This is a genomic window from Kocuria sp. WRN011 (assembly GCF_002295155.1).
GTDB classification, from domain to species: domain Bacteria; phylum Actinomycetota; class Actinomycetes; order Actinomycetales; family Micrococcaceae; genus Kocuria; species Kocuria carniphila.
Genome location: NZ_NSGI01000001.1, coordinates 241576 through 264734, shown reverse-complemented (window position 1 = coordinate 264734; position 23159 = coordinate 241576). Strand labels below are relative to the sequence as shown.

Genomic DNA, 23159 nt, shown 5'->3' with positions numbered 1-23159 from the left:
GCCATGTTGAGCACTAAACAAAAGCTCGGATGGGCCATCGTCACCGTATTGGTGTTGATCTACGCGCTGTTCCCGGTGCTGTCCATCCTGATGACCTCGTTCAAGTCCCCGGCCGATCTGAGTTCCGGCAAGTTCTTGCCCTCCCAGTTCGTCACCGACAACTACGAACAGATCTTCGTGGGAGACGCCAAGGACCTGTTCCTGCCCGCTCTGTGGAACTCCATCGGCATCTCGCTGATCGCCACGTTCATTGCCGTGGTGCTGGCCACCCTGTGCGCCTACGCGATCGCCCGCCTGGACTTCCCGGGCAAGCGCATCGTGTTGACCACCGCGCTGATGGTGTCCATGTTCCCGGTGATCTCCATCGTGACGCCGCTGTTCAACCTGTGGCGTCAGGTGGGCCTGTACGACACCTGGCTCGGTCTGATCATTCCTTACCTGTCCCTGACCCTTCCGATCTCCATCTGGACGCTGGCCGCTTTCTTCCAGCAGATCCCGTGGGATCTGGAGCGCGCGGCCCAGGTCGACGGCGCGTCCACCTGGCAGGCGTTCCGCAAGGTGATCGTTCCGCTGACCGCACCCGGTGTGTTCACCACCGCGATCATTGCGTTCTTCATCGCCTGGAACGACTTCGTGTACGGAATCGGTTTGACCTCCACATCGGCGGCCCGACCGGTCCCTGCGGCACTGGCGTTCTTCACGGGTGCCTCGCAGTTCGAGGATCCCGCCGGCGCCATTTCCGCCGCGGCGATCATCGTGACCATTCCCGTGGTGCTCTTGGTCCTGGCCTTCCAGCGCCAGATCGTTTCCGGTTTGACCCAGGGCGCGGTCAAGGGTTGATCCCCGCCGGTCCCTCAACACTTCAAGCTCAAGCACAGTAAGGACTGAGTAGACATGGCAGCTATTACCATGCAGAACCTCGTCAAGAAGTACGACGACGGTTTTCCGGCGGTCAATGACGTCTCCATCGACGTGGCCGACGGCGAATTTTTGATCCTCGTGGGCCCCTCGGGTTGTGGTAAGTCCACCCTCCTGCGCATGGTCGTGGGACTCGAGGACATCACCAGCGGCGAGTTGCTCATCGACGGCGAGCGCGTCAACGACAAGGCTCCCCGCGACCGCAACCTGTCCATGGTGTTCCAGAACTACGCCCTGTATCCGCACCTGACCGTCTACGAGAACATTGCGTTCCCGTTGCGGTTGTCCAAGGGTCAGTTCTCCAACGACGAGATCGACCGTAAGGTCCGTGCGGCGTCGGACACCCTGGACCTCGACGATCATCTGGAGCGCAAGCCGGCCAACCTGTCCGGCGGTCAGCGGCAGCGTGTGGCCATGGGCCGCGCGATCGTGCGTGACGCGGATGCGTTCCTCTTCGACGAGCCGCTGTCCAACCTGGACGCCAAGCTCCGTGGTCAGATGCGCACGGAGATCGCCCAGTTGCAGCGCCGGATGGGCATCACCTCCATTTACGTGACCCACGACCAGACCGAGGCCATGACCCTCGGTGACCGCGTGGCCGTGCTCAAGAAGGGCGTGCTGCAGCAGATCGCGTCCCCGCGTGAGCTGTACGAGCAGCCGGTCAACCTGTTCGTGGCGGGCTTCATCGGAGCGCCGTCCATGAACTTCCTGCCGGCGCGCATCGAGGGCAACGTGTTCAAGACGCCCATCGGTGACATCGACGTCCCGGAGCGCGTGCAGCAGAAAGTGTCGGGCAAGAACGACATTGTGCTGTTGGGCCTGCGCCCCGAGCACTTCGAGGACTCCAAGTTCGTGGACGAGGCCAAGGTGCCCCACGGCACCACGTTCGAGGCCGAGTTCACCCACACCGAGTGGCTGGGTAACCAGCAGTACGGCTACATCCAGTTCGAGCAGGACCAGGCCGTCAAGCACAAGCTCGACGAGCTGGCCAAGGACTTGGACGCGGACGAGATGCCTTCGCAGGTGGTCGTGTCCCTGGACGCTTCATCCCGCATCCGCGGTGGCACAGCGGCCAACATTTGGTTGGATGCCCGCCGCATGCACGTGTTCGATCCCGAGACCGGTGAGAACCTCACCCGCGACGAGGAGGCCGGTGCGGAGTTGACCCGCGAGGCCACCGAGGAGCGCGAAGCCGAGATCGAGCGCGCGCGGCAGAAGGCCGACCGCGAGTCGGGTGGCACCCATCGTGACAACGGTGCCGCTCACACGGGCGACCGCACGGCGGACACGCGCCGCACGGATGCCGGTGATCGCGCTACGGCAGGTGGCCGTTCCGATGCCGACGCTCTCCGCACGGACACCCGTGACGGCAATGCCACCGGTGATCGTCCTGAGGCCGGTGGCCGTCACCGCGCCGACGACGCCCCATGGCAGGGCCAGGGCCAGGGCGGCAGCACCAGCGCCTGACGCTCGCCGAGCGCATAGAAACGCCGACGCCGCCGTGAGACTCCCCAGGGAGTCTCACGGCGGCGTCGGCGTTTGTGCGGCTGTTACTGGAACGTGGTCTGGACGAAGGTCAACCAGACGACCAGGACGATCACGAGCACCAGAGCCAGCGACGAGGCCGCGTAGCGCAACCGTGGGTAACGCACGTGCCAGGAAACCAACTTGGGCCAGTGCTTACTGACCTGGTCCGGCGTGGCCTGTTTGAAGTTCACGTGCTGCGCACCGGAAAGGTCCGCGAAACTCTTGAGCGAGGCCGTGTCCCACACGATGCCGTCCAGGGCCATGGCCCGCTTGCCGGTCTCCGTCACGAGCCACAAGTACGGCCGGCCGCGAGGTTTCCCGGGCTTGGGGCGCGGCGGCAGGAGCTTGTCCACCGTGACCACTTGGTGTACCCGGTCGCGGGGTACGGCGTGAAATCCGATCCAGCGCGACTTCAAGAAGTGCGTCTGCGTGATCACGGTCAGCGCGGGGCGCAGGTATCCGTAGGCGATGATTCCGCCGACCAGGGCTAGGAAGATCAGGACCGCGAGCACGGGCCCGCGCGGGCGGCGGTAGTAGAGCGCGAGCAAGACCACGGCCACCAGCAAGAGCGGCGGCACCGCGGCCCAGATTCTGCGCCCGTACGAGGTGATGCGCGGGTGAAAGACATGCTGCGGAGCGGAATATTTCTCCGGAACCTGCCGAACTGTTTCTGCCATGGTGTGCTGAGATTCTCCCGCTGCCGTTGGTGTGGACCCGCACCAGCTTAACGCGGAGTTTTGGCAGGCCCGGATCAATGAATCGTCGTATTGCGCCGTCTTCGGTCTAGCTCCGGTAGATGGGCTAACGTGATGATCCATGGAACAAACCGACCGCGTACTGAAGGCCGTAGGGGCATGGCTTTTTCTCATTGTGCTCTCGGTCGCGGCCGCGGCGGTCACGATCGCCCTGGTCAACAAGTACCAGTACGGCCCGGAAACGGACGTCAAGGCTTACTTCGACGCGCTCCAGGCCGGCGACGGCGCGGCGGCTCTCGGTGCGCTCAACGCCGAGGTTCCCGATTCGAACGCGGCCCTGCTGGACGGTGAGCCGTTGGAGGCCGCTGCGGAGAAATTGGACGACGTGGAGATCTCCACGGTGTCCTCGACCAGCGACCAAGCCGTGGTCCGCGCCGACTACACCTTGGACGGGCAGGAACACAGTTCCGAGTTCACTCTCCACCCCGCAGACACCCAGTGGGGATTCTTCACGGTGTGGGATTTCGACCGAACCACGTTGCCCACCATGCACGTGACCATGCCCGGTTCCACCGCGGTGGACATCAACGGGGAATCCGTGGCGCTGACCGACTCCGCCCGTGACTTCGCGGTCTTCTACCCCGGGATCTACACCGGTTCCTACACGTCCCCCATGGTGACGGCCGAGCCCGAACAGACCCTGGTGACCGATCCAGATGCAGAGACCGATCTCACGCTGGACGCCAGGCCCTCGGATGAACTGAAGTCGCAGGTCAGCGAGCAGACCAAGACGTACCTGGACACGTGCGCCGAGCAGGACACCCTGTACCCGGCCAGTTGCCCGTTCTCTTACGAGTTCTCGGGACGAGTCCAGGACAACGTCAAGTGGTCCATCACCGAATACCCCACCACTGACATCCGGCTGAGTGGACCCAATGCGGACAAGTGGGGGCTCATGGACAGCCCGGGCACGGCCAAGATCGAGTTCACCTCGGTCAACCTGATGGACGGCAAGACCAGCAAGGTCTCGGAGGAAGTGCCGTTCACGTTCAAGGCCACCCTGGACGTGAGCGAGGACGAGGCCACGGTCACGCCCAGACACTGACCCACAAGCACTGAATCGTGCTGGCCACCCCGTGTCGAGGCAGAATTCACCATGAGAACGGCCGCCACCGTCCCCACGGACGGTAGCGGCCTTTCTCATGTCACCGATCAGCGGCGGGATCAGTCGAGCCCGCGCAGCTCCAGGGTCAGCTCGGACTCGGCGTCATCGGAAACCGTGAACGGAATGCCCCAGTCCTGCTGGTACAGGTGGCACGCGGCGTGCTCGGGGATCTCGCCGTCCGGGGAACCGTCGCATGCGGCAGCACGGGCGGTGATGTGCAGAACTCCCTCGGTCACGCCGTCGGCCAGGCGCAGCGTGCGGGTCAGACCCTGCGCCGTGCCGTCGCCCTCAAGGAGTGCCTCGGCCGGGGAGGACGAAACCTTCAGCTGGGTGGGGTCGCCCCAGCGGGTATCCAATTTCTGGCCGGTGGGAGCGGAGAACCGGACCACCAGGTCCAGGGCACCCGGTGCGATCGGGGTGCGCTTGCGCTGCATCTGTGCCGCACCCTCGTCCACGGTCTGAGCGTCCTTGGGCACCGGCACGCGCACCAAACGGTGAGCGTTGGCTTCGACAACCACCATGACGGGCTGCTCGTCCGCGTCGTCCAGGATCACGCCGGACGGCTCGGCCAGCCCGCGGGTCAGCGTGGAGACCTCGTTGGTCGAGGGGTCGTAGCGACGGATCGCGCCGTTGTAGGTGTCCGCGATCGCCACCGAGTTGTCGGGCAGCACGGCAACGCCCAGGCAGTGCTGCAAGCGGGCCTGGTCGGCAGCGCCGTCGCGGAAGCCGAAGTCGAACAGCCCCTCACCGATCGGACTGTCCACGGAGGACACCGCACCGGACTCGTCGAAGCGCACGCGGCGCAGTGCCGAAGACTCGGAGTCCGCAACCCAGACCGTCCCGGAGGAATCCTGTGCCAGACCCGACGGCTGGGCGAACCAGGACTCGCTCGCGGCGCCGTCGCGCAGGCCCTCGTCACCGGTGCCCGCGAGCACGGCGACCTGACCGGTGCGCGGGTCGAAGGAGAACAGCTGGTGGGTGCCGGCCATCGCGATGACCAGGGTGTCCGCTGCGGTGGACCACAGCACGTCCCACGGCGAGGACAGCGCAACGTCCGTGGGAGCGGCGTCGGCGGGAATTTCGTTGGGGTCCACGCCGCGAGCGCGAGCGTCGTCGAGCAGGCGCTGCACGCCGTTACCGGCCAGGGTGCGCACCTTGCCCGTGGACAATTCCACGCCGCGCAGGCGGTGGTTGACGGTGTCCGCGACGATCAGGTCGTAACCCACGGTCGCGCGCACCGATTCGGGCAGCAGGGCCACGCCCTGCGGCTCGTTGAAGCGGGTGGCATCCGCGGGGCCGTCCGCCCAGCCCTTGGTACCGGAACCGATGGCCCGGCGCACCGTGGTGAGGTCGTCCTCGAGCTGCACCAGGCGGTGGTGGCCGGTATCGGTGACCAGGAAGGAGCCGTCCGGCAGACGCACGGACTTGCCCGGGAAGCGCAGGTCGCCCTCGGGACGCGGGCGCGGCACGTAGGGACCGTCGCCGCGGTGCAGGGTGCCCTTGGCGTCGTGCTCGGCCACGAGCTCCTCCACCAGGGATTCCAGGCCCTGCACGTGACCCTCGCCGGACAGGTGCGCCACGATGTAACCTTCGGGATCCAGCACCACCAGGGTGGGCCAGGCACGCGCCGTGTAGGCGTCCCAGGTCTTGAGCTCGGGATCGTCGAGCACCGGGTGGGTGATCTCGTAGCGATCCACCGCGGCGGCGAGCGCTTCGGGATCGGCCTCGTGCTCGAACTTGGGCGAGTGCACGCCCACGGTCACCAGCACGTCCGAGTACTTCTCCTCGAGCGGGCGCAGCTCGTCCAGCACGTGCAGGCAGTTGATGCAGCAGAAGGACCAGAAGTCCAACACCACGATCTTGCCGCGCAGGGCCTCCAGATCCAGCTGCCGGTCGCCGGTGTTGAGCCAGGCGCGGCCGGTGAGCTCGGAAGCTCGTACGGGGGTAGTGCTCCGCTGTGTCTTCACAGTGTGATGAGTCCTTCCAGGCATGCAAAATCAGGTCTTCCAGGTCAACGTTAGCCGCCGCGCGCATCTTCCCGGGCACGCGCGTTGCGGTCTGTGACGCGCGTTCGGCGAACGGGCCCGCGCCATGGACGACGACGCCGCTCACCCCGTCCCGCGGGTCGGCAACCTTGATGTCCGTGCCGGCCCGAGTGCGAACCGGCCCGAGGCGAGATCGGGACGCGTGCTGGGACGTCAGCGGCGGCGTCGTTCGTCCTGTTCGGCCAGGTTGGCCATCATTTCGTTGTAGGCCTTGAGCTCGGCGTCGTCGGTGCGGTCCGCTTGCCTGTCCACGCGACGGTTCTCCTTGCTGCCCTCGAGGGCCCACATAATGGCCACGATCACGGCCAGCAGGAATGTGGGGAACTCACCGATCCCCCACATGAGCATGCCGCCCAGCTCTTGATCCTCCAGGGCGCTGGGGCCCCAGGGGCGGCCCATGTTGCCGAACCAGCCGGCCTGCAGCACCGCGGTCATGCTCATGATGGAGATACCGATGAACGCGTGGGCGGCCATGGTGGCCAGCAGGAGCACCAACCGCATGGGATAGCTGGGCCGTTTGGGGATGGGGTCGATGCCGATGAGGACCAGAGCGAACATGTACCCGGTGAACAGGAAGTGCATCATCATGAACTCGTGGCCCACGTGGTAGCGCAGTGTGATGTGGAACAGATCCGTGAAGTAGAACAGCACGATCGAGAAGGCGAAGTTGGCCGCGGCGAAGATCGGGTGGGTCACGATCTTGCCCCACGTGGAGTGCACCAGGCGCAGGATCCATTCGCGTGGACCGCGAGTGCCGTCGCCGCGGGGTTCCAGCGCCTTGAGGATGACCGTGATGGGTGCACCGGAGACCAGGAACAGAGGCACGATCATGGTCAGGCTCATGTGCTCGACCATGTGGGCGGAGAACAGCACGCGGGCGTACACCGCCACGCCGCCGGACGTCGCGTACATGAGCAGCACCAGGCCGATCAGCCAGGACGCGGTTCGCAGCACAGACCATTTGTCCCCGCGGCGCCACACCTTGATCGCGGCCCAGAGGTACACGATGGCAAAGAAGACGACCACTGCGGCCCAGAACCAGTCGATGCGCCACGTGGTGAACCACGAGGCGAAGGTCGGTTCGGGTGGCAGTTCGTACCACGTGAGCAAACGCGCCGGGGAAGCATCGGTGGGCATCTCCTCCGGTACGGGCGGAGCCGTGCGGCTCAGCGCGGAGGCAATACCCATGAGCAGTCCCATGAGCACCAGCTCCACCACGATCACGCGCCACAGGGTGGCAGTGCGGGACCGGGAGCCGTCTTCTACACCAGGGATCAGCCACTGCCGGTGAGCGAAACCGACCAGGGCCAGCAGCAGGGTGAGTACGAGCTTGGCCAGCACGATGCGCCCGTAGCCGGAGTTCAGCTGCTCCCACGTGCCGATGCGCACCTGGGCGTTGATGATGCCGGACAGCAGCACCAGAAAGTAGCAGCCCAGGGCCACCACGGAATAGCGGCGCAGCACCACGGACAACAGCGGGACGCGGTGCTTGGTCTCGCCGCGGTGGGCGATCACCGTGGATTCCTTGGCGAGCAGCGGGCTGGCCCACGCCAGGACGATCAGGCCGCCCACCCACAAGCACACACCCATGAGGTGCAGACCCAGCGAGTTCACGGCACCCATGTGGTCCGCGCCGCCGGACGAGTGGCCGTTGAGCGCGAGCGCCACCAGCGCGATCATGCTCAGCGCCAGGGTGCAGAACAGTCCGAGCAGGGCACGCACACCGAAGATCAGGGTGGTCACCACCGCGGCCACGATCACCACGGTCGCCTGAGCCTGGCCCGTGGCGATCTCGGTGATGTAGTGGGTCAACTGCTGGGTGTAGTTCTGTCCCGAACCGAGCCCGGTACCCGAGACGTCCGAGTACGTGAAGATCAGCACCGCAATGGCGGAAACCGTCCACACGACCGCAGCCGCCTGCGCCAGCCGGAGCACCGAGGAATACACGGGGTGATCCGGTTCGGCCGACTGGTCTCGGCTGTTGCGCGGCGGACGCTTCCGAGTGAGATCTGCGAAACGCGGGACCACGCCGATGGCCAGCAGCAGGGCGCCCATGACCACGGCCATGGAGATGTTGTGCACGGTTTCCAGCGCGGGCAGACCCCAACGAACCAGAGCTCCCGGGTCCGCGACCTCGCGGGGGTCCGATGCACCGCCGTACAGCAGCGCGGCGGTCATGCCGATCATGGCGGCCACGACCACCACGGCAATGATCCAGGGGTTGAGACTCAACCCCGAGATCTCGGATCGCTGGGGCTTGGTGCTTCCCGGGGTTTTCGCCCCAGTGGCAGTGCTCATTCGTGTGCTCCTTCGGCCCCGCGCGCGGCGGCCATTCCCGTGTCCTTATCCGCTGACCCTGAGATGCAGTGATTCATCCGATCAGAAGAGCCCGTCTCCGATGAATCCACCCTCCTCGCACCCGGGCGGAATCGCAAACACCGCCGAGCCGATGGGCACCGTCCAGGTGTTGAGCATGTCCATGTCGTCCAGTTTCTTCTGAATGGGAACGAACTGCTGGATCGGATCCGATTGGTAGGACGCGAAGATCAGGCCCGTGTTGGACACTCCCCCGCTGATGTCACCCGAGCGACTCATACCGGAAGCGTCCGCCACCGGTAGGTCGTAGTTGTACACCCTGCGGAAGATCTTCTCGTCCGGATTGTCGGTGCGCGAGCGCCGGATATGGCTGTAGGAGGCGATCACCGGGAACCCCAGAGGCCCCTTGGCCTCGAAGTCCGGTTCGTCGTGTTCCTGGGAACCGGTCAGGGGTGCGCCGTCGGCCAGTTTCCGCCCTACCGAGTCTTCGCGCGCGGGGGTGTCGGCCTCGTCCCAGGTGTCCAGGTTCATGTGGATGCGGCGCAACACCAGTGATGTGCCGTCCTCGATCCACGGTTCAAAACCGTCCCGCCCGTAGACCACCTTCTCGTGATCTTCTTCGCCCGGATACGGATTGACCGTGCCGTCCACCTGACCGAACAAATTACGCATGGTCTGACCCGCGGGCGTGGCCCCCACCGTGTTGCGGAAACCGTCCTGGATCCAGCGCACTTTCGCGAAGGACCTCGAGTCCTTGAGCAGCACCCGCTGGGCGTGCGCCAGAGTGAGTTTGTCGTCGCAGCACAACTGCAGCAACAGGTCGCCCTGGTTCCACCGATCCTGCAACTGATCGATATCGAAGGCCGGTAGCGGTTTGAGCCACTCGGGCGCGCGAGCCGCATCGATCAGCGCCATGGCCTTCGGACCGAAACCGAACGTGACCGTGAGCCGCGACGGATTCTCCGCGAGCCACGGTCCCTGATCCCACAGCGGGGCGCGGCCCTGGGTGAGTGCGGCGGCGTCGTCGCTGAGTACACGAAGCATGCGCCGCAAGGAATCTTTGCTCGCGCCCTGGTTGAGGTTCAGCGCGATGAACGCGCTGAAGGCCTGTGGCAGCGTGGCCACGCCGGCTTGGCGAGCACCGTGGAACGGCTCGACCTGCAATCCGTGGCGAGCGGCGTCGGAATGATCGGCGGTGGGATCCTCCGCGGCCCCGAAAGCCTCGTTCAGGCCTACTGCCGAGGCCGCTCCGATGCCGGTGACGCCCGCACCGGCGACCGCTCCGATCAGGAGCGATCGCCGCTGCAGGCCCTCACGAGCAGGGGTCTCGTCAGTGCTCATGACATTCCGGAAGGGCCGAAGATTCCGGGCTGGGCATCTCGGAATGCTCCCCGTGCCCGCTGTGCTCCTCGCCCGGCGCGTAGTGCTCCTGCGCTCCGGCGTAGTCACGCACCGGGACGGTGATCTGCTGCGTCCGACCATTGTCGAAACCCAGTTCCACCGTGAGATCCGTCCCCGACTTCACGGCGCACTGCAGCTCCATGAGCATCATGTGGTCGCCGCCGGGTTCGAGCGTCTTGGTCTCCCCCGGAGCGATCTCGAAGCCGCCCTCGACCCGCTTCATTTCGGTGGAGCCGGTCTGGTCGTTCATCACGGTTTCATGCAGCTCTGCCACACCGGCAGTGTCCCCCGCGTCGATGGACTCGAATGTCACGGACTGGTCGCCGGTGTTCTTGAGCGAGCCGAACACGGAGGTCATGTTGGAGTCAGCGGCCTTGGCCCAGCCGTCGGTCAGCTCCACGACCTGCTCGGTCGCGGCATTTCCCTCTGCCGACGCCGCCGGGACTTGGGTGTCGCCGCTCGCTTGGTTGCCGTCGGCCGAGCAGCCGGTGAGTGCCGTAACGGCGAAGCCCGCAGCCAGCAGTGTGGTCACGCTACGGCGCAAGGGCCGGGGCAGGGAACGGGTAGAAGTCTCAATGGGCATGTTCATGATGGTGTCTTTCTCGAACCTGAGTTCCGCCGTGATCAGATCGGGCGCGGGCGAACCATGCCTCGACCGACATAGGACGCGAAACCCAGAAACCTACGGGGATACGGGGCGATCAGCGCTGTTTCCGACGGGTGGCCAGAACCAGCACCACGATGAGCAGCGCAAGGGCACCCACGCCACCGATGACAGGGATCAGCCAACCGGGGGTACCGGAATCACCGGCGGGCTCTGCGGCCTCGGTAGCGGTGTCGTCACGTTGTTCACCCGTGGCAGCCGAGGACGGCTCTTGGGTGGGGCCCTGACCGGCCTGCTCGCCGGCTCCCTGTCCCACGGTGTACTCGAAGGTTCCCTCGATGGGGTGGCCGTCCTCGGAAACCACACGCCACACCACGGTGTAGGTTTCATCCTCGGTGGACCCGGGGTTGGCGAGCGGCTGGATCACGCGCTGGCGTTCCACGGTGGACTCACGTTCCACCAGGGATTCACCGGCGGAGTCCGTGACTCGGATTTCACGCCCGATGTCCATGACGTTTCCGGAGAAGGTCAGCGTCAGCGATTCGGGGGAAGCGTCCAGGGAAGCCCCGGACTCGGGGTCGGAACCAATCATCTCGTCATGGGCGGCCGCGGGCTGTGCCGTGCTCACAAGCATGAACAGGGCCGTGAGCACCGCGAGCAGAACCACCGCGAGCGGACGGCGATCGGAAGTGGCGCGCGCAACCGCGCGAAGCGGCGTCGTCCGTGCTGAGGGCGCGGCGGGAACGGGGGTTGAGGCATCAAAAGTGTGCATGGAATTCTCCTGCGTCTCGGACGCATTGGTGCCGCGGGAGGCGGCAAGAAGCGGAATGTGAAGAGTGGCCGAGACGGCACTCCCGGTCCCGCCGCAGCGCCAATGATCGACGCTGAAGAACTAGGCGAAAGCCGGGGCCGTCCCGCGCGCGGGAGGCCCCCTGAAGCCGTGCACGACCGGCAGCAGCAATTGATCCGTGAGGGCACGGGGAGAAGTCCACGCGATTCGCCGCGGCACCGCGCGAATCACGGGCAGCACGGGAACGCTCACCAATGCGAGCACGCGCAACGACACGGCGTCGAGCAGCCGCACCGCGGCAACCTCACCGTGGCGTAACAGGGCGTACGTGGCGGCCGCGGCAATCACGTGTGCGGAGAGCATCCCCGCGCCGTGGTGCGCCAGATCCGGCGCCAGGGTCACCACGAGCTGCGGGGTGCCCTCGGCAACCGCGCCCGTGACGTGATGCGTGTGGTCAACGGCAGTCACGCCGTGCCCGGATTGGGCGAAGAGTCCGTGGAGAAGTCCTTGGCTTGCCACGACGGCCGCGGCAACGCTCATGCGGGACAGCACGCGACCCGCGACCAGCATGCACACGGGCGCGGCCAGCGCGGCGGACAGGAGAATCAGGATGACCGGAGGCCACGTGCCGTCAACGGCGGCGTGAGACGCGGCGCCCAGGCTCGTGGCGATCAGCGACGCGGCCCAGCCCCGGGCAAGACGGCGCGCACGCGAAGACACCGCACACCTCCGGGGATCTGATCAGCCAATGAATTCCCCTCCATTATGCGCGACCGCTGGGGAATCCACGAACTCGGAGACAAACAAGGGACCGCCCACGAAAAACGTGGACGGTCCCTTGAACTAACACGAGCATGACGCCCGCGCAGGCTTACCTCACTTGGAGGAAACAGCAGCCTTCAGCTTGGAGCCGGCGGTCAGCTTGACGCCGTGGCCGGCCGGAATCTGAATGGTCTCACCGGTCTGCGGGTTGCGGCCCTGGCGAGCGGCACGGTCGGTGCGCTCAACGGACATCCAACCCGGGATGGTGATCTTCTCGCCGTTGGAAACGGAGCTCTCGAAGACCTGGAACATTGCATCCAGGACGCCGTTGACGGCGGCCTGAGTGGTGCCGGCTTTCTCGGCAACCTCGGCAACGAGTTCGCTGCGGTTCTTAGCCATGTGCTTGTCCTCCTGGACTTAATTGGCGTTCTCTATGGAAATAGGGAGCATACGCGCCCAGTGCTTCCGAGTGAGAAATTACCAGCTCGACTTGGAGATACCCGGCAATTCGCCGCGGTGAGCCATCTCGCGGAAGCGAACACGGGAGATTCCGAATCGCTGGAAAGTACCGCGGGGACGGCCATCGATCTGGTCACGGTTACGAACGCGGATGGGAGAAGCATCGCGGGGGAGCTTCTGCAGACCCAGGCGAGCCTCTTCGCGAGCCTCCGGGGTTGCGTTCTCATCCACGAGAGTCTTCTTCAGCTCTGCGCGCTTAGCGGCGTAGCGCTCGACGATGACCTTGCGCTGCTCGTTCTTGGCGATCTTGGACTTCTTTGCCATGGATTTAGCGCTCCTCGCGGAAATCGACGTGCTTGCGAACCACCGGGTCGTACTTCTTCATGACCATGCGGTCAGGATTGTTACGGCGGTTCTTACGGGTTACGTAGGTGAAGCCGGTACCTGCGGTGGACTTCAGCTTAATGATGGGACGTACGTCCTTGTCCTTGGCCATCTCAGATCTTCTCCCCACGTGCAATGAGCTCGTTGACCACGGAGTCGATGCCGCGAGCATCGATCACCTTGATGCCCTTGGCGCTCAAGTTGAGCGTGACGTTGCGACGCAACGAGGGCACCCAGTAACGCTTCTTCTGGATGTTCGGGTTCCACCGGCGCTTGGTGCGGCGGTGCGAGTGCGAGATGCTGTGTCCAAAGCCCGGCTGAGCTCCGGTCACCTGGCAGTGCGCTGCCATAGTGTTCTCCTCCAATGTCTAATGTCGACGAAATGACGGCACGCATGGTCGCTGTCAATGTTTTGTGTTCACGCTGACAGCTGCGGCCAAGAGTGATCCGTCACCTCAAGAAAATGCCACCGTTCGTGCGCTGGGCGGTGGTGCTTAATTGCCCCGCGTCAGTACCGGTCAGGGCACTCGCCACGACGAAGACGGTGAAGATCAGGTGCCGGTAGATGGACTCCACCACACGACAACCTTAAATTCTAGGCTTCTACGGTCTCTCTCGCAAACTCAACGTTAAAAACGGTGCGATTGAGCGCAGGACTATCTTAGCGGTAGGTGCCCAGGGGGCAAACTCGAGTGCTTTTAACACGAGTTCGGGGTGTGCGCCGTCCATGACCCGGCGCACACCCCAGAACACGTGTGCGGTTCCCAACTCCTCACCCAGGAGATTAGGTAAGACTAATCTAACCTAATTTTTCCGACGGGGGAACCCCTGACTTTTGACCCTCATTTTCCGCGCGGTTCCGCGATATCCCGGTGTTCAAGCGGTTCCGGCACCGACACTCCGGGTTCGCGCGAGCTCGTGCCCAGGGTCTCGTTCACGGCCTTGACGAGCGACCGCACCCGATCCATCCGGTTCAGCTCCTCGAGCAGGACGTACATTCCGTTCCCGTCGGCCAGGGGAACCCGCCAATTGGGATATTCGTCACTCGTGCCGGGTTGGTTCTGAATCCGCTTCTCCCCCACCGCGTCCACCAGGGACACGTTGAACAGCATGGACGGCGCCCGCCCGAGGTAACGGTAGAGCGCTTCGATCTTGGCCTCTTCGCTGCTGTCGGCCCCCTCCGGGAGCAGACCGGCCGCCTCCACCGCCGTGAAGAAGGTATCCAGTTGCTGCTGGGCTTCCTTGCGTTCTTCCTCCGGGGAACGAGCGAGCAACCCCAGGTCCTCGCGCAGTTCGAGCTGCACACCCTCCAAGTAACCAGCCGTGGGCGGCAGATCGTGCGTGTTGACGGAGGCCATGCACAGTTCGCGGTACTCGGACGGGTCCAGGGGCTCGTCCTCGGCCATCTCGAACCACAGGATGGACGTGCCCAGCACACCCTTCTGTTCCAGGTACTGCCGTGCACTTGCCTCAACGGTGCCCAGGTCCTCGCCGATCACCACCACGTCGGCGAGTTCTGCCTCCAGGGCCAGCACACCCACCATGGCCTCGTGGTCGTAATACACGTAAGCCCCCTCGGAGGCCTGATTACCGTCCGGAATCCACCACAGTCGGAACAGGCCGACCACGTGGTCGATCCTGATGCCGCCGGCATGTCGGAAGATGTTGCGCAGCATGTCCCGCCACGGCTGATAGCCGGCCTCGGCAAGCCGCTCAGGGTGCCACGGGGGCTGGCTCCAGTCCTGGCCGAGCTGGTTGTACATGTCCGCGGGCGCACCCACGCTCACGCCGCCGGCCATGGTGTCCTGCAGGGTCCACGCATCGGCACCGTTCTTGCTCACACCCACGGCGAGGTCGTGCACCACGCCGATGTCCATGCCCGCCCTGTGGGCCGCGCGCTGCGCCGCTTCGAGCTGTTCGTCCAGCAGCCATTGCAGCCACACGTAGAAATTGATCCGCTTCTCGAGGCGCGTGCGCGCTTCTCGTGCGTAGGGAGCGTCCGGTGACGCAGCGCCGTCGTCCCATTCCGGTGACTCCTCGCCGAGCTCCTCACGCAGGGCGCACCACAGCCCGAAGTCCTGCAGCGCTTGGCCGCCGCGCGCAACGAAAGATTCCAGTTGCTGCTGGCGATACGGCGAGCGCCGCACGGTGAAGAGCAGGTCGAGGCTCTTGAGCTTGGCCTCGTAGGCTGCGTCACGCCCGATGCTGCTCGGGTCCAGTACGGTCTTGCGCTGCACGGCGGCCAGGTGCTCGACCACCTCGCGGTCGTTGGGACGAAGATAGGCGAACTCGGCCACGTCCGTGATGCGCAGGTACAGCGGATTGAAGAAGCGTCGGCTGGACGGCAGATACGGCGAAGGTTCGATGGGAGGCACCGGCTCAGCGGCGTGCAGCGGGTTGATCAACACGTAGTCCGCGCCCTGGGTGCCGCTGATGGCCGCGAGGGACGCCAGGTCGGACAGGTCCCCCACGCCCCACGAGCGTGAGGACATCACGGAGTACAGCTGCGCCATGTACCCCCAGCGCCGCTGCCCGCGCAACTTGTCGGTCGTGTTCAACCGCTGCGGTGTCACGGCCACGTAGATCGTTTCGGCCTGCCCCTCCTTGACCTTCGGGCACACCGCTTCCAAGCGGTACCAGCCCAGTTCCAGGTCTTCGGGGAGTTCGTAACGACGCCGCTCACGTTCCGTCCCGTCCACCGTGCGGGTGTCCGACGACGCCGCTGCGTCCAGGTCGCGCGCGGCCTCCGGTCGGTCTTCGGGCCACAGTCGCACGTGGGTCTCGGCACCCGCGGGGACGGTGACGTCCACCGTGGTGTAGGTTCCGACCTCGGCGACCACCGAGGGAGGCAGCATGCGCCGCCAGGGCGCCTCGTCTCGGGCCCGGAGGCTCTCCCGCACCGCGGCCTCGGACGAAACGTCCGCACCCAGCGCGGTGAGAACCTTGCCCAAGGTGTCGTCCGGGACGGTTTTGGGCTGGCCGTCAAAGCCTTGGTATTCGGTGGCCACGCCGTAGCGGGAAGCCAATGTTTGCAGTGAGGTCTCGCCTGAGTGTGATCCGCTGTCCGCCATGGTTCCACTCTAATCAGCCGGGTGATGGTCCCCCGCGCACATGACCTGTGCGACTGTCCGTCGGCGGCTCAGAGCATCACGACTCCGACCATGCCTTTGCCGTGAGCTCGAAGCTGCGCGCCCGCACCTCCGGATCGAACGCGTAGCTGTTGAGCATCAGCTCGTCCGCCCGGGTGACCTCCACGATTTGATCGAGCTGCTCAACCACCTGGTGCGGGGCTCCCACGGCGGAGACCGCCAGGTGCTGCTCCACGAAGGCGGCTTCGGCCGGAGTCACATCCACTTCATCCACCGGGGGCTGCAGCGGGCCCCTGTTGTTGCGGGCCATCCCGCGCACCAGCAACTGGTGGGTCGTGAACTGCCTGCGGGCTTCGGCCTCGGTATCGGCCGCGAGCACATTGGCGGCAATCATGACATAGGGCTCATCCAGAGTGGCCGTGGGTGCCGACGCGTCGAAGGACGTCCGGTACACCTCGAGGGCCTGCATGATCATGGCCGGGGCGAAGTGCGATGCGAACACGTAGGGAAGACCCAGGGATGCCGCCACCAGGGCGCCGTCGGTCGAGGAGCCCAGGATCCACAGCGGAACGTTGGTGTCACGGGCGACCGCCGCGCGAATGGGCTCGCCGTTCTGACCGCCGAAGTACCGCTCGAGCTGGTGAATGTCCTGCCGGAACGTGTCGTGACCACCCTGACCACGACGCAACGCCAGGGCAGTACGCATATCGGTTCCGGGTGCCCGCCCCAGTCCCAGATCCACGCGCCCCGGGTACAAGTTCTCCAGGGTGCCAAAGCTCTCGGCCACGGTGAGCGGCACATGGTTGGGCAGCATGATGCCCCCGGAGCCCACACGAATAGTAGAGGTGGCGGCGAGGGCCTGCCCCATGAGCAGGGCCGTGGCCGAGGAGGCGAAAGACTCCGAATTATGGTGCTCCGCGTACCAGACCCGTGCATATCCGGCCGCTTCGAGCCGTTGGGCCAATGTTGTGGCGTCGCGCACGCACTGGGCGACCGGCCGATCTTGGATAATGGGAACCAGGTCCAGTGCGGACAGGTTCACGCGAGAATTCTGGGTTGCTACCACGGTGTGGTCCTTTCGCCGGCCGTCCACTGGATCTTGCTCTTCGATGCTATTACCCGTTCCGTACCCGACCACGCTCGTCATGTGAGGATTACCCCGTGAAGCCTTCTTTGCCCGCACCGCCAGCAGACTGGCACCCCTCCGCCGTGGTCTTCGATTGCGACGGCGTCCTGATGGATACCGAGACCGCATGGGCCGGTGTGCAGGAACGGGTCGCGGCGGACTACGGCGTGGAGTACAACCAGGCTGCCCACAAGCAGCTCATGGGATTGTCCGCGGCTGACGTCGCGCAGTGGACCACCGACCGCGCGGGTGAGGTAGCCGAGGAGCAAGGCCGTGAGAAGCCGAGCTTGAGCGAGGTCTACGATCACCTGATTGAGGTCGAATCAGAGGTCGTCTCTTCCGTGCTGGAACCCCTGCCCGGCGCCCTGGAAACAGTGCGTGCCTTTGCCGAGCGGATGCCCGTCGCGGTGGCCAGTAACTCCACGGCGCAGGTCTTGGATCGCAAGGTGCACGCCCTGGGACTGGACGAAGTCATCACCACGTGGGTCAGTTCCGACGATGTCCCCCACGGGAAGCCCGCTCCTGACATCTACGAAGAGGCCGTTCGCCGACTGGGTGTGGATCCCGATCACGCCCTGGCCATTGAAGACTCCCCCGCCGGCACTACGGCGGCGTCCAAGGCGGGGTTGTACGTGCTGGGTGTTCCCAACGGCCACGACGAGCCGCTCGCATGCCATTTCATTGCCGATTCCCTGGCGGACCCGCGCGTGCGCGAATTCATGACCGGCTGGGGCCTGTGACCCGCCGCCGAAACCCTCGCACTCCATAACGAAACCGCTGCGCCCCGCAACCCGCCGTGAGGCAGGAAACGGGGCGCAGCGGCGTCGTCCTGAAAAGCGCTAGCCGTTCCAAAGACCGTAGGACGGTACTAGCTGTTCCAGAGACCGTAGGTTTCGGCCAATTCCGAGACCTTCTTGGCGCGAGCCAAGCGCGGGAGGTAGGAACCGTCCGCGCCGGCGTGACCGGAATTGGCCTTCTCGATCATTTCGCGAGCCCAGCGGATCTCCTGCTCGCTGGGCGCCAGCAGGTGGTTGATGGCGTCCGTCTGGTTCGGGTCCAGGGAGAGCTTGCCGGTCATGCCCATGGACTGGGTTACCTTGCATGCGGCCTCGAGCTCGTCACCGGTGGCGCCGTTACTAGGACCGTCGATGGGGCCGGGCAGCTCGCCCACGCGAGACGCGGTGACCAGGGTGGAACGCGCGAAGGCGAGCGCCATGGGATCGCCCGAGGCACCCGTGTCCTTACGGAAATCACCCACCCCGAAGGCCAGCCGGAACACACCAGGCGCACGAGCGATGTCGTAGGCGTTCATCAGGCCCACCGCGGACTCGATCAACGCCACCACCGGGGTGCCGGCGCGGCTCATCATGGCCGTCTTGGTGATGTGATCGGGGTGCTCGGTCTTGGCCAGTACGATGCCACGGAGGTTCTTGACCTCGCTCAGGGCAGCCAGGTCCTTCTCCCAGTGGGGGCTGGTGATGTCATTGACACGGACCCACGCGCTCGCACCGTCGTGCATGGCCTGGATCATGTTGGCCCGGGCGGTGTCCTTGTCCTCTTCGGGCACGGCGTCTTCGATGTCGAAGATCACCGAGTCCGCTTCCGAGGCCAATGCCGGAGCGAACAAAGACGTGTCCGCCGCCGAGGTCAACAGCCATGAACGCGACAGCCGAGCGGGCAGATCTGCGGCGCGCTGATTACGATACGGAGTCACTACTCTCCTCTGATTCGAAAAAACTTTACTGGACTGGAATTAGCGCAGGGGCGTGTGCGCGGGGTCGACCTCTTCACCGGCGCGCACCGGACCCGGTGCGGTAGCACCGTCCGCGAACGGGGAACCACCCATTTTTTCACGACCGTGCTCGGACATCCAATTGCTCAGATCCGGACCCACGGGAACGATCTGAGACGGGTTGATGTCCTCGTGCACGATGAAATAGTGCTCCTTGATCTGCTGGAAGTCCACGGTGTCACCGAAACCGGGAGTCTGGAACAGGTCTCGGGCGTAACCCCACAGATTGGGCAGCTCGGTCAGCTTCTGGCGCGAGCACTTGAAGTGCGAGTAGTACACCGGGTCGAAACGGACCAGGGTGGTGAACAGCCGCACGTCCGCCTCGGTGATGTGATCGCCCATCAGGTACCGCTTGTCCGCCAGGCGTTCCTCGAGCCAGTCCATGGCGACCCACAACCGGTCGTAGGCCTTGTCATAGGCCTCTTGAGAACCTGCGAAACCGCACCGGTACACACCGTTGTTGACCTCGGTGTAGATGCGCTTCATGACGTCGAGCATTTCGTCCTCGAGCTCCGCGGGCCATAGATCCGGGGCACCCTCTCGATGGAACTCGGCCCACTCCTTGGCGAAATCCTCCGTGATCTGTGGGAAGTTGTTGGTCACGACCTCACCGGTGTGAATGTCCACGATGGCCGGCACCGTGATGCCCCGCGGATAGTCGGGGAAACGCTTGAAGTAATTCTCCTGCAGGCGTTCGGTGCCGAGCACGGGGTCCTTACCTTCCGGATCCAGGTCGAACTGCCACGAGCGGACGTCGTGGGTAGGTCCGGGCAGACCCACGGAGATGGCGTCCTCGAGGCCCAGCAGGCGACGCACGATCAGGGTCCGGTTGGCCCAGGGGCACGCACGTGCGGCAACGAGCCGGTAGCGCCCCGCCTCGACCGGCCATACCTGCGCACCCTCGCTCAGTTCGGCGGACTCGGGGTCGGCGACGATCCGATCCTCGATATAAGTGGTGTCACGATTGAATCCCTCACCGGCGTGGACGTAGGCCCCGGCGGTCGAATACTTGTCTTTGTCCTGCTTTTTCGCGTCGGTCACGGTGCGATCCTCACATCAATGGTTTATTTTGATGATACGTCATCATTGTGCGAGCTTGCTATGACGCTGACCACCGTCATCAGGGGCAGCCACCGGGGCTACAGTGGCTGCATACATACCGCGTCGGACGCGGCGATCGGCCGCTTCATTTGTCGGGGTGAACATCATGAATTCAACGAGCAATCCTTCCGAAAACTCGGAGAACTCCCGGGATCGCGACACGGAGCGCCCCCGCTACGGCGTGCGGGTGCCGCAATCCGACACGACCGGCGCCCCCGGGCCCACACCGTCCGCTACGGCCAACGAGCCGCGGAACGTCGAACTCAATGGGGAACCAAGCGCGCAGCGCAATGTATCCCCCAAGGCCGCGCGCCGCATGGGACGAGGCCTGTCCTTCACTGTAATCCTGCTGGGCGCACTGGTGGGACTGGGACTGATGGCGATCGGTTTTGCCGAAGGCTGGATCGTGGGTTCCACCCTGGCCCTGCTGGGTGTTGTGGGATACGTAATGGTTCAGTTCCAGATCATCCCGTTGTTCCGCGATCCGGATGCCGTGGCCATCCACAGACGATCCAAACTGTGGCTCATCCCGGGGTCCCTCTTGCTCATCGGGCTGCTGGGAATCGGCGCATCGTTCCTGGTGGAGCCGGTCATGGGCAGTTCCATCCCCGAGGGCCTCGTGGACGACTACATTCTGGCTTTCATCGTGGCCGGAATGACCATGGTCGTGGGATCGGTGCTGGGCTTCGGACTGGTGGCCATGGCCATGCTGACCCGCCCCGATGACGACGATTCCCCGCTCCGCCCGACCAACTACGCCGAGCAGGCACGACAACGCGACCGTGATCGTGACCGCGGCCCCAACTACTACGATTCGGATTGGATCCGGCGCGGCCCCCGCGACTGATCCGTTGACTCCCGCCGGAACCGGCCTCAACAGAAAGTTCCACAGATCATGCAGACGCCCTCCTCCGCGAATTCCGTGCCCTGGCTGACAGAGCACGAGGACGCCGCTTGGCGCAGCTTCCTGGCGCTCTCTCGTGGCATGGAGCGCGCCATCGACCGACAGCTCCAGCGCGACAGCGAGCTGTCGAGCTCCGAATACCACGTGCTCGTACCCCTGTCCGAGTCACAGGACGGCAGCCTGCCCTCGCGTGAACTGCTGCGGTACCTGGACTGGGAACGCTCCAGGCTGTCCCACATGCTGTCCCGCATGGAGAAGCGCGGTATGGTCTGCCGCAAGCCGAGCCCCCAGGACGCCCGGGGTCTCATCGTGGAGATCACGGAGCACGGACGCCAGGTCATCAACGGCGCCGCGCCCTCGCACCTGACCATGGTGCGGGAGGCGTTCATGGACAACCTCAGCACCGAGGAGATGCAAGCCCTGGTGAACATGGCGGACAAGGTGATTCCCCGGCTGGAGAACATGAACCTGATCTAACAGGCCCGGGTTCGCCATACGAACCCGGGACCTACCCGTCGGTGAGTCGAAATCGCTCTTAAACAGGGGACGGGTCCTGTCGCTTGGGGGAATCGACAGGACCCGTCGGACATCCCGATCGGGGGAGATACGGGACGCCGGCCAGTCGGGGGAACTTCCGGGCGCGCTTGGGGGGATGCACCCGGGCCTCTTCGACTGACATCAACACTGTAGGCGTCATTTACATCCAGATGCAAGTAACAAGCACGGTGATTCTCATGACTTCACATTATGACTACTGAATAGTAAGAAATTCTGATACCAAGTCCCAACTACTGCAGTAATCCTGTGCATCTCACCGCCTGCGCTGATCTCAAATCTCACGACGCGAGCGACACGCCGGTGATCTGGTACAAGAACGCGCCCCGATCCGTTGGGATCGGGGCGCGTTCTTGTGAGCGTAGCGATCACGCGTGATCGCTACGGGCTGAGAGCGACTTACTTGCTCTCGTTCTCCTTGGCGAGCACGTAGTTGTACTCGACCTGGTTGCCTTCGCCGTCCTGGCGCTCCTTCACGTCCAACATCAGCTCGGGCTTCACTGCCGAAGCAATGTCGTCCTCGTTGTGCGGGTCGCCGGGGAAGTACAGCTGCTGGGTGACCAGCTGGTAGCCGGGAGCGGAAACCTTGATGTGGATGTGGGCCGAACGCCACGCGTGACAACCAGCAGCCCCGATCAACTGGCCGCAAGCGCCGTCGGTGGGAATCTGGTACGGAGCCGGCTGCATGGTGTTGATCTCGAAGTAGCCGTTCTCGTCAGCCTTGACGGTGCCGCGGAAGAGCCACTCGGGCAGGCCGGGAGCGTACTGGGAGTAGAAGCCGGCAGCATCTGCGTGCCAGATCTCAACCTGCGCGTCCTTGATGGGGTTGCCATCGGTGTCGGTGAAGTTGCCGTGGAAGAGCAGGACAACGATCCGGCTTCTGCCTGATCCACGCCCGGCCATTCCCTGACACGACGAAAGATTGCGAGACCATGACTGAAACGTTGACCGAAGAACGCACACCCACCATCGAAAAGGTGCGGGCCTTCCTGTACCGAGAGGCTCGCCTGCTGGACGACCGCGACTTCGATGCCTGGATCGAGTGCTACGACCCGAGCGCTTCCTACTGGATGCCCGCCTGGGACGACAACGGCGAGCTGACCGAGGATCCGCAGCGCGAGATCTCCCTGATCTACTACGACAACCGCGGTGGTATCGAGGACCGCGTGTTCCGCATCAAGACCGACCGTTCATCGGCCACGTCCCTGCCGGAACCGCGCACCGGTCACAACATCACCGATGTTGAGATCCTGGAGCAGAACGGTGACGAGGTGAAGGTCCGGTTCAACTGGTTCAACCTTTACTTCCGTTACAACGTGACCGAGACCTACTTCGGTTACAGCTTGTACACCATCAACATGGCCGGCGAGCAGCCCAAGATCATGGACAAGAAGGTTGTCCTGAAGAACGACTACATTCACCACGTGGTCGACATCTACATGATCTAAGTCCACTCGCTGTGACGGACGGACCGGTGCCCGGCCCCCGCCTCAGGGGTCCGGGCACCGGCGCTGTCCGCACCGGTT

General features: G+C 64.6%; 23 protein-coding genes and 1 pseudogene. 7 read left to right on the top strand and 17 right to left on the bottom strand.

Annotated elements, in window-relative coordinates; translation table 11 throughout:
* Nucleotides 1-3: 3 nt before the first annotated feature.
* Both CKW39_RS01230 and CKW39_RS01225 read left to right on the top strand, forming a co-directional pair.
* Complete coding sequence (locus CKW39_RS01230) at nucleotides 4-840, top strand: carbohydrate ABC transporter permease (RefSeq protein ID WP_095796365.1); 837 nt, start codon at nucleotides 4-6, stop codon at nucleotides 838-840.
* 54 nt (nucleotides 841-894) lie between these two features.
* Nucleotides 895-2385 (top strand): ABC transporter ATP-binding protein, encoded by a 1491-nt coding sequence (locus tag CKW39_RS01225; protein ID WP_254049215.1) that lies wholly within the window; start codon nucleotides 895-897, stop codon nucleotides 2383-2385.
* An 83-nt stretch (nucleotides 2386-2468) separates the two neighbouring features.
* Here the strand turns inward: CKW39_RS01225 and CKW39_RS01220 are convergent, their stop codons facing one another.
* A complete protein-coding gene (locus CKW39_RS01220) occupies nucleotides 2469-3122 on the bottom strand; it encodes a hypothetical protein (RefSeq protein WP_095796364.1) in 654 nt (217 codons plus the stop codon).
* A 139-nt stretch (nucleotides 3123-3261) separates the two neighbouring features.
* Between CKW39_RS01220 and CKW39_RS01215 the strand changes: the two genes are divergently transcribed.
* On the top strand, nucleotides 3262-4245 hold the full coding sequence (locus CKW39_RS01215) for a hypothetical protein (RefSeq protein ID WP_095796363.1): 984 nt from the start codon (nucleotides 3262-3264) through the stop codon (nucleotides 4243-4245).
* A gap of 119 nt (nucleotides 4246-4364) precedes the next feature.
* On the opposite strand, the gene CKW39_RS01210 is transcribed toward CKW39_RS01215, so the two are convergent.
* From CKW39_RS01210 to CKW39_RS01155, 13 genes are all read right to left on the bottom strand, one after another.
* Entirely contained in the window at nucleotides 4365-6296 is a 1932-nt protein-coding gene (locus tag CKW39_RS01210) for an NHL domain-containing thioredoxin family protein (protein WP_095796362.1), read from the bottom strand.
* A 207-nt stretch (nucleotides 6297-6503) separates the two neighbouring features.
* Nucleotides 6504-8648, bottom strand: a complete 2145-nt coding sequence (locus CKW39_RS01205) for a cytochrome c oxidase assembly protein (RefSeq protein WP_095796361.1) — start codon at nucleotides 8646-8648, stop codon at nucleotides 6504-6506.
* Nucleotides 8649-8729: 81 nt separating this feature from the next.
* Nucleotides 8730-10007, bottom strand: a complete 1278-nt coding sequence (locus CKW39_RS01200) for a Dyp-type peroxidase (RefSeq protein WP_095796360.1) — start codon at nucleotides 10005-10007, stop codon at nucleotides 8730-8732.
* Nucleotides 9997-10656, bottom strand: a complete 660-nt coding sequence (locus tag CKW39_RS01195; RefSeq protein ID WP_095796359.1) for a copper chaperone PCu(A)C — start codon at nucleotides 10654-10656, stop codon at nucleotides 9997-9999. Before CKW39_RS01195 ends, CKW39_RS01200 begins: the two co-directional genes overlap by 11 nt.
* Before the next feature lie 112 nt (nucleotides 10657-10768).
* The gene (locus tag CKW39_RS01190) at nucleotides 10769-11443 is read right to left on the bottom strand and encodes a copper resistance CopC family protein (RefSeq protein ID WP_095796358.1); all 675 of its coding nucleotides are present in this window, start codon (nucleotides 11441-11443) and stop codon (nucleotides 10769-10771) included.
* 120 nt (nucleotides 11444-11563) lie between these two features.
* Entirely contained in the window at nucleotides 11564-12181 is a 618-nt protein-coding gene (locus tag CKW39_RS01185) for a hypothetical protein (protein WP_095796357.1), read from the bottom strand.
* A 156-nt stretch (nucleotides 12182-12337) separates the two neighbouring features.
* Nucleotides 12338-12622: an HU family DNA-binding protein gene (locus CKW39_RS01180; protein ID WP_095796356.1), complete on the bottom strand. Its 285-nt coding sequence runs from the start codon at nucleotides 12620-12622 to the stop codon at nucleotides 12338-12340.
* A 78-nt stretch (nucleotides 12623-12700) separates the two neighbouring features.
* The gene (gene rpsN / locus CKW39_RS01175; protein WP_016997592.1) at nucleotides 12701-13006 is read right to left on the bottom strand and encodes a 30S ribosomal protein S14; all 306 of its coding nucleotides are present in this window, start codon (nucleotides 13004-13006) and stop codon (nucleotides 12701-12703) included.
* A 4-nt stretch (nucleotides 13007-13010) separates the two neighbouring features.
* The gene (gene rpmG, locus CKW39_RS01170; RefSeq protein ID WP_016997591.1) at nucleotides 13011-13178 is read right to left on the bottom strand and encodes a 50S ribosomal protein L33; all 168 of its coding nucleotides are present in this window, start codon (nucleotides 13176-13178) and stop codon (nucleotides 13011-13013) included.
* A gap of 1 nt (nucleotide 13179) precedes the next feature.
* On the bottom strand, nucleotides 13180-13416 hold the full coding sequence (gene rpmB, locus CKW39_RS01165; RefSeq protein WP_016997590.1) for a 50S ribosomal protein L28: 237 nt from the start codon (nucleotides 13414-13416) through the stop codon (nucleotides 13180-13182).
* A 100-nt stretch (nucleotides 13417-13516) separates the two neighbouring features.
* A complete protein-coding gene (locus CKW39_RS15855; protein WP_256382218.1) occupies nucleotides 13517-13645 on the bottom strand; it encodes a hypothetical protein in 129 nt (42 codons plus the stop codon).
* 263 nt (nucleotides 13646-13908) lie between these two features.
* The gene (gene malQ / locus CKW39_RS01160; protein WP_095796355.1) at nucleotides 13909-16137 is read right to left on the bottom strand and encodes a 4-alpha-glucanotransferase; all 2229 of its coding nucleotides are present in this window, start codon (nucleotides 16135-16137) and stop codon (nucleotides 13909-13911) included.
* A 76-nt stretch (nucleotides 16138-16213) separates the two neighbouring features.
* The gene (locus tag CKW39_RS01155; RefSeq protein ID WP_254049214.1) at nucleotides 16214-17197 is read right to left on the bottom strand and encodes an LLM class flavin-dependent oxidoreductase; all 984 of its coding nucleotides are present in this window, start codon (nucleotides 17195-17197) and stop codon (nucleotides 16214-16216) included.
* Nucleotides 17198-17316: 119 nt separating this feature from the next.
* Here CKW39_RS01155 and CKW39_RS01150 point away from each other — a divergent pair, with 119 nt between their 5' ends.
* Complete coding sequence (locus CKW39_RS01150) at nucleotides 17317-18021, top strand: HAD family phosphatase (protein WP_095796353.1); 705 nt, start codon at nucleotides 17317-17319, stop codon at nucleotides 18019-18021.
* 128 nt (nucleotides 18022-18149) lie between these two features.
* Here CKW39_RS01150 and CKW39_RS01145 read toward each other — a convergent pair whose 3' ends face one another.
* Nucleotides 18150-18995 carry a CoA ester lyase gene (locus CKW39_RS01145; protein WP_095796352.1) on the bottom strand — a complete coding sequence of 282 codons (846 nt, stop codon included), beginning with the start codon at nucleotides 18993-18995 and terminating at the stop codon, nucleotides 18150-18152.
* Between the two features lie 39 nt (nucleotides 18996-19034).
* Entirely contained in the window at nucleotides 19035-20114 is a 1080-nt protein-coding gene (locus CKW39_RS01140; protein WP_095796351.1) for a glutathione S-transferase family protein, read from the bottom strand.
* A gap of 166 nt (nucleotides 20115-20280) precedes the next feature.
* On the opposite strand from CKW39_RS01140, the gene CKW39_RS01135 reads away from it, so the two are divergent.
* Both CKW39_RS01135 and CKW39_RS01130 read left to right on the top strand, forming a co-directional pair.
* Nucleotides 20281-21021, top strand: a complete 741-nt coding sequence (locus CKW39_RS01135; RefSeq protein WP_095796350.1) for a hypothetical protein — start codon at nucleotides 20281-20283, stop codon at nucleotides 21019-21021.
* Between the two features lie 48 nt (nucleotides 21022-21069).
* Nucleotides 21070-21555, top strand: a complete 486-nt coding sequence (locus tag CKW39_RS01130; protein WP_095796349.1) for a MarR family winged helix-turn-helix transcriptional regulator — start codon at nucleotides 21070-21072, stop codon at nucleotides 21553-21555.
* A gap of 477 nt (nucleotides 21556-22032) precedes the next feature.
* On the opposite strand, the pseudogene CKW39_RS01125 reads toward CKW39_RS01130, so the two are convergent.
* Nucleotides 22033-22497, bottom strand: a pseudogene (locus CKW39_RS01125) (catechol 1,2-dioxygenase); the annotation flags it as partial.
* A gap of 68 nt (nucleotides 22498-22565) precedes the next feature.
* Here CKW39_RS01125 and benB point away from each other — a divergent pair.
* Nucleotides 22566-23081 carry a benzoate 1,2-dioxygenase small subunit gene (gene benB, locus CKW39_RS01120; RefSeq protein ID WP_095796348.1) on the top strand — a complete coding sequence of 172 codons (516 nt, stop codon included), beginning with the start codon at nucleotides 22566-22568 and terminating at the stop codon, nucleotides 23079-23081.
* Nucleotides 23082-23159: the final 78 nt, after the last annotated feature.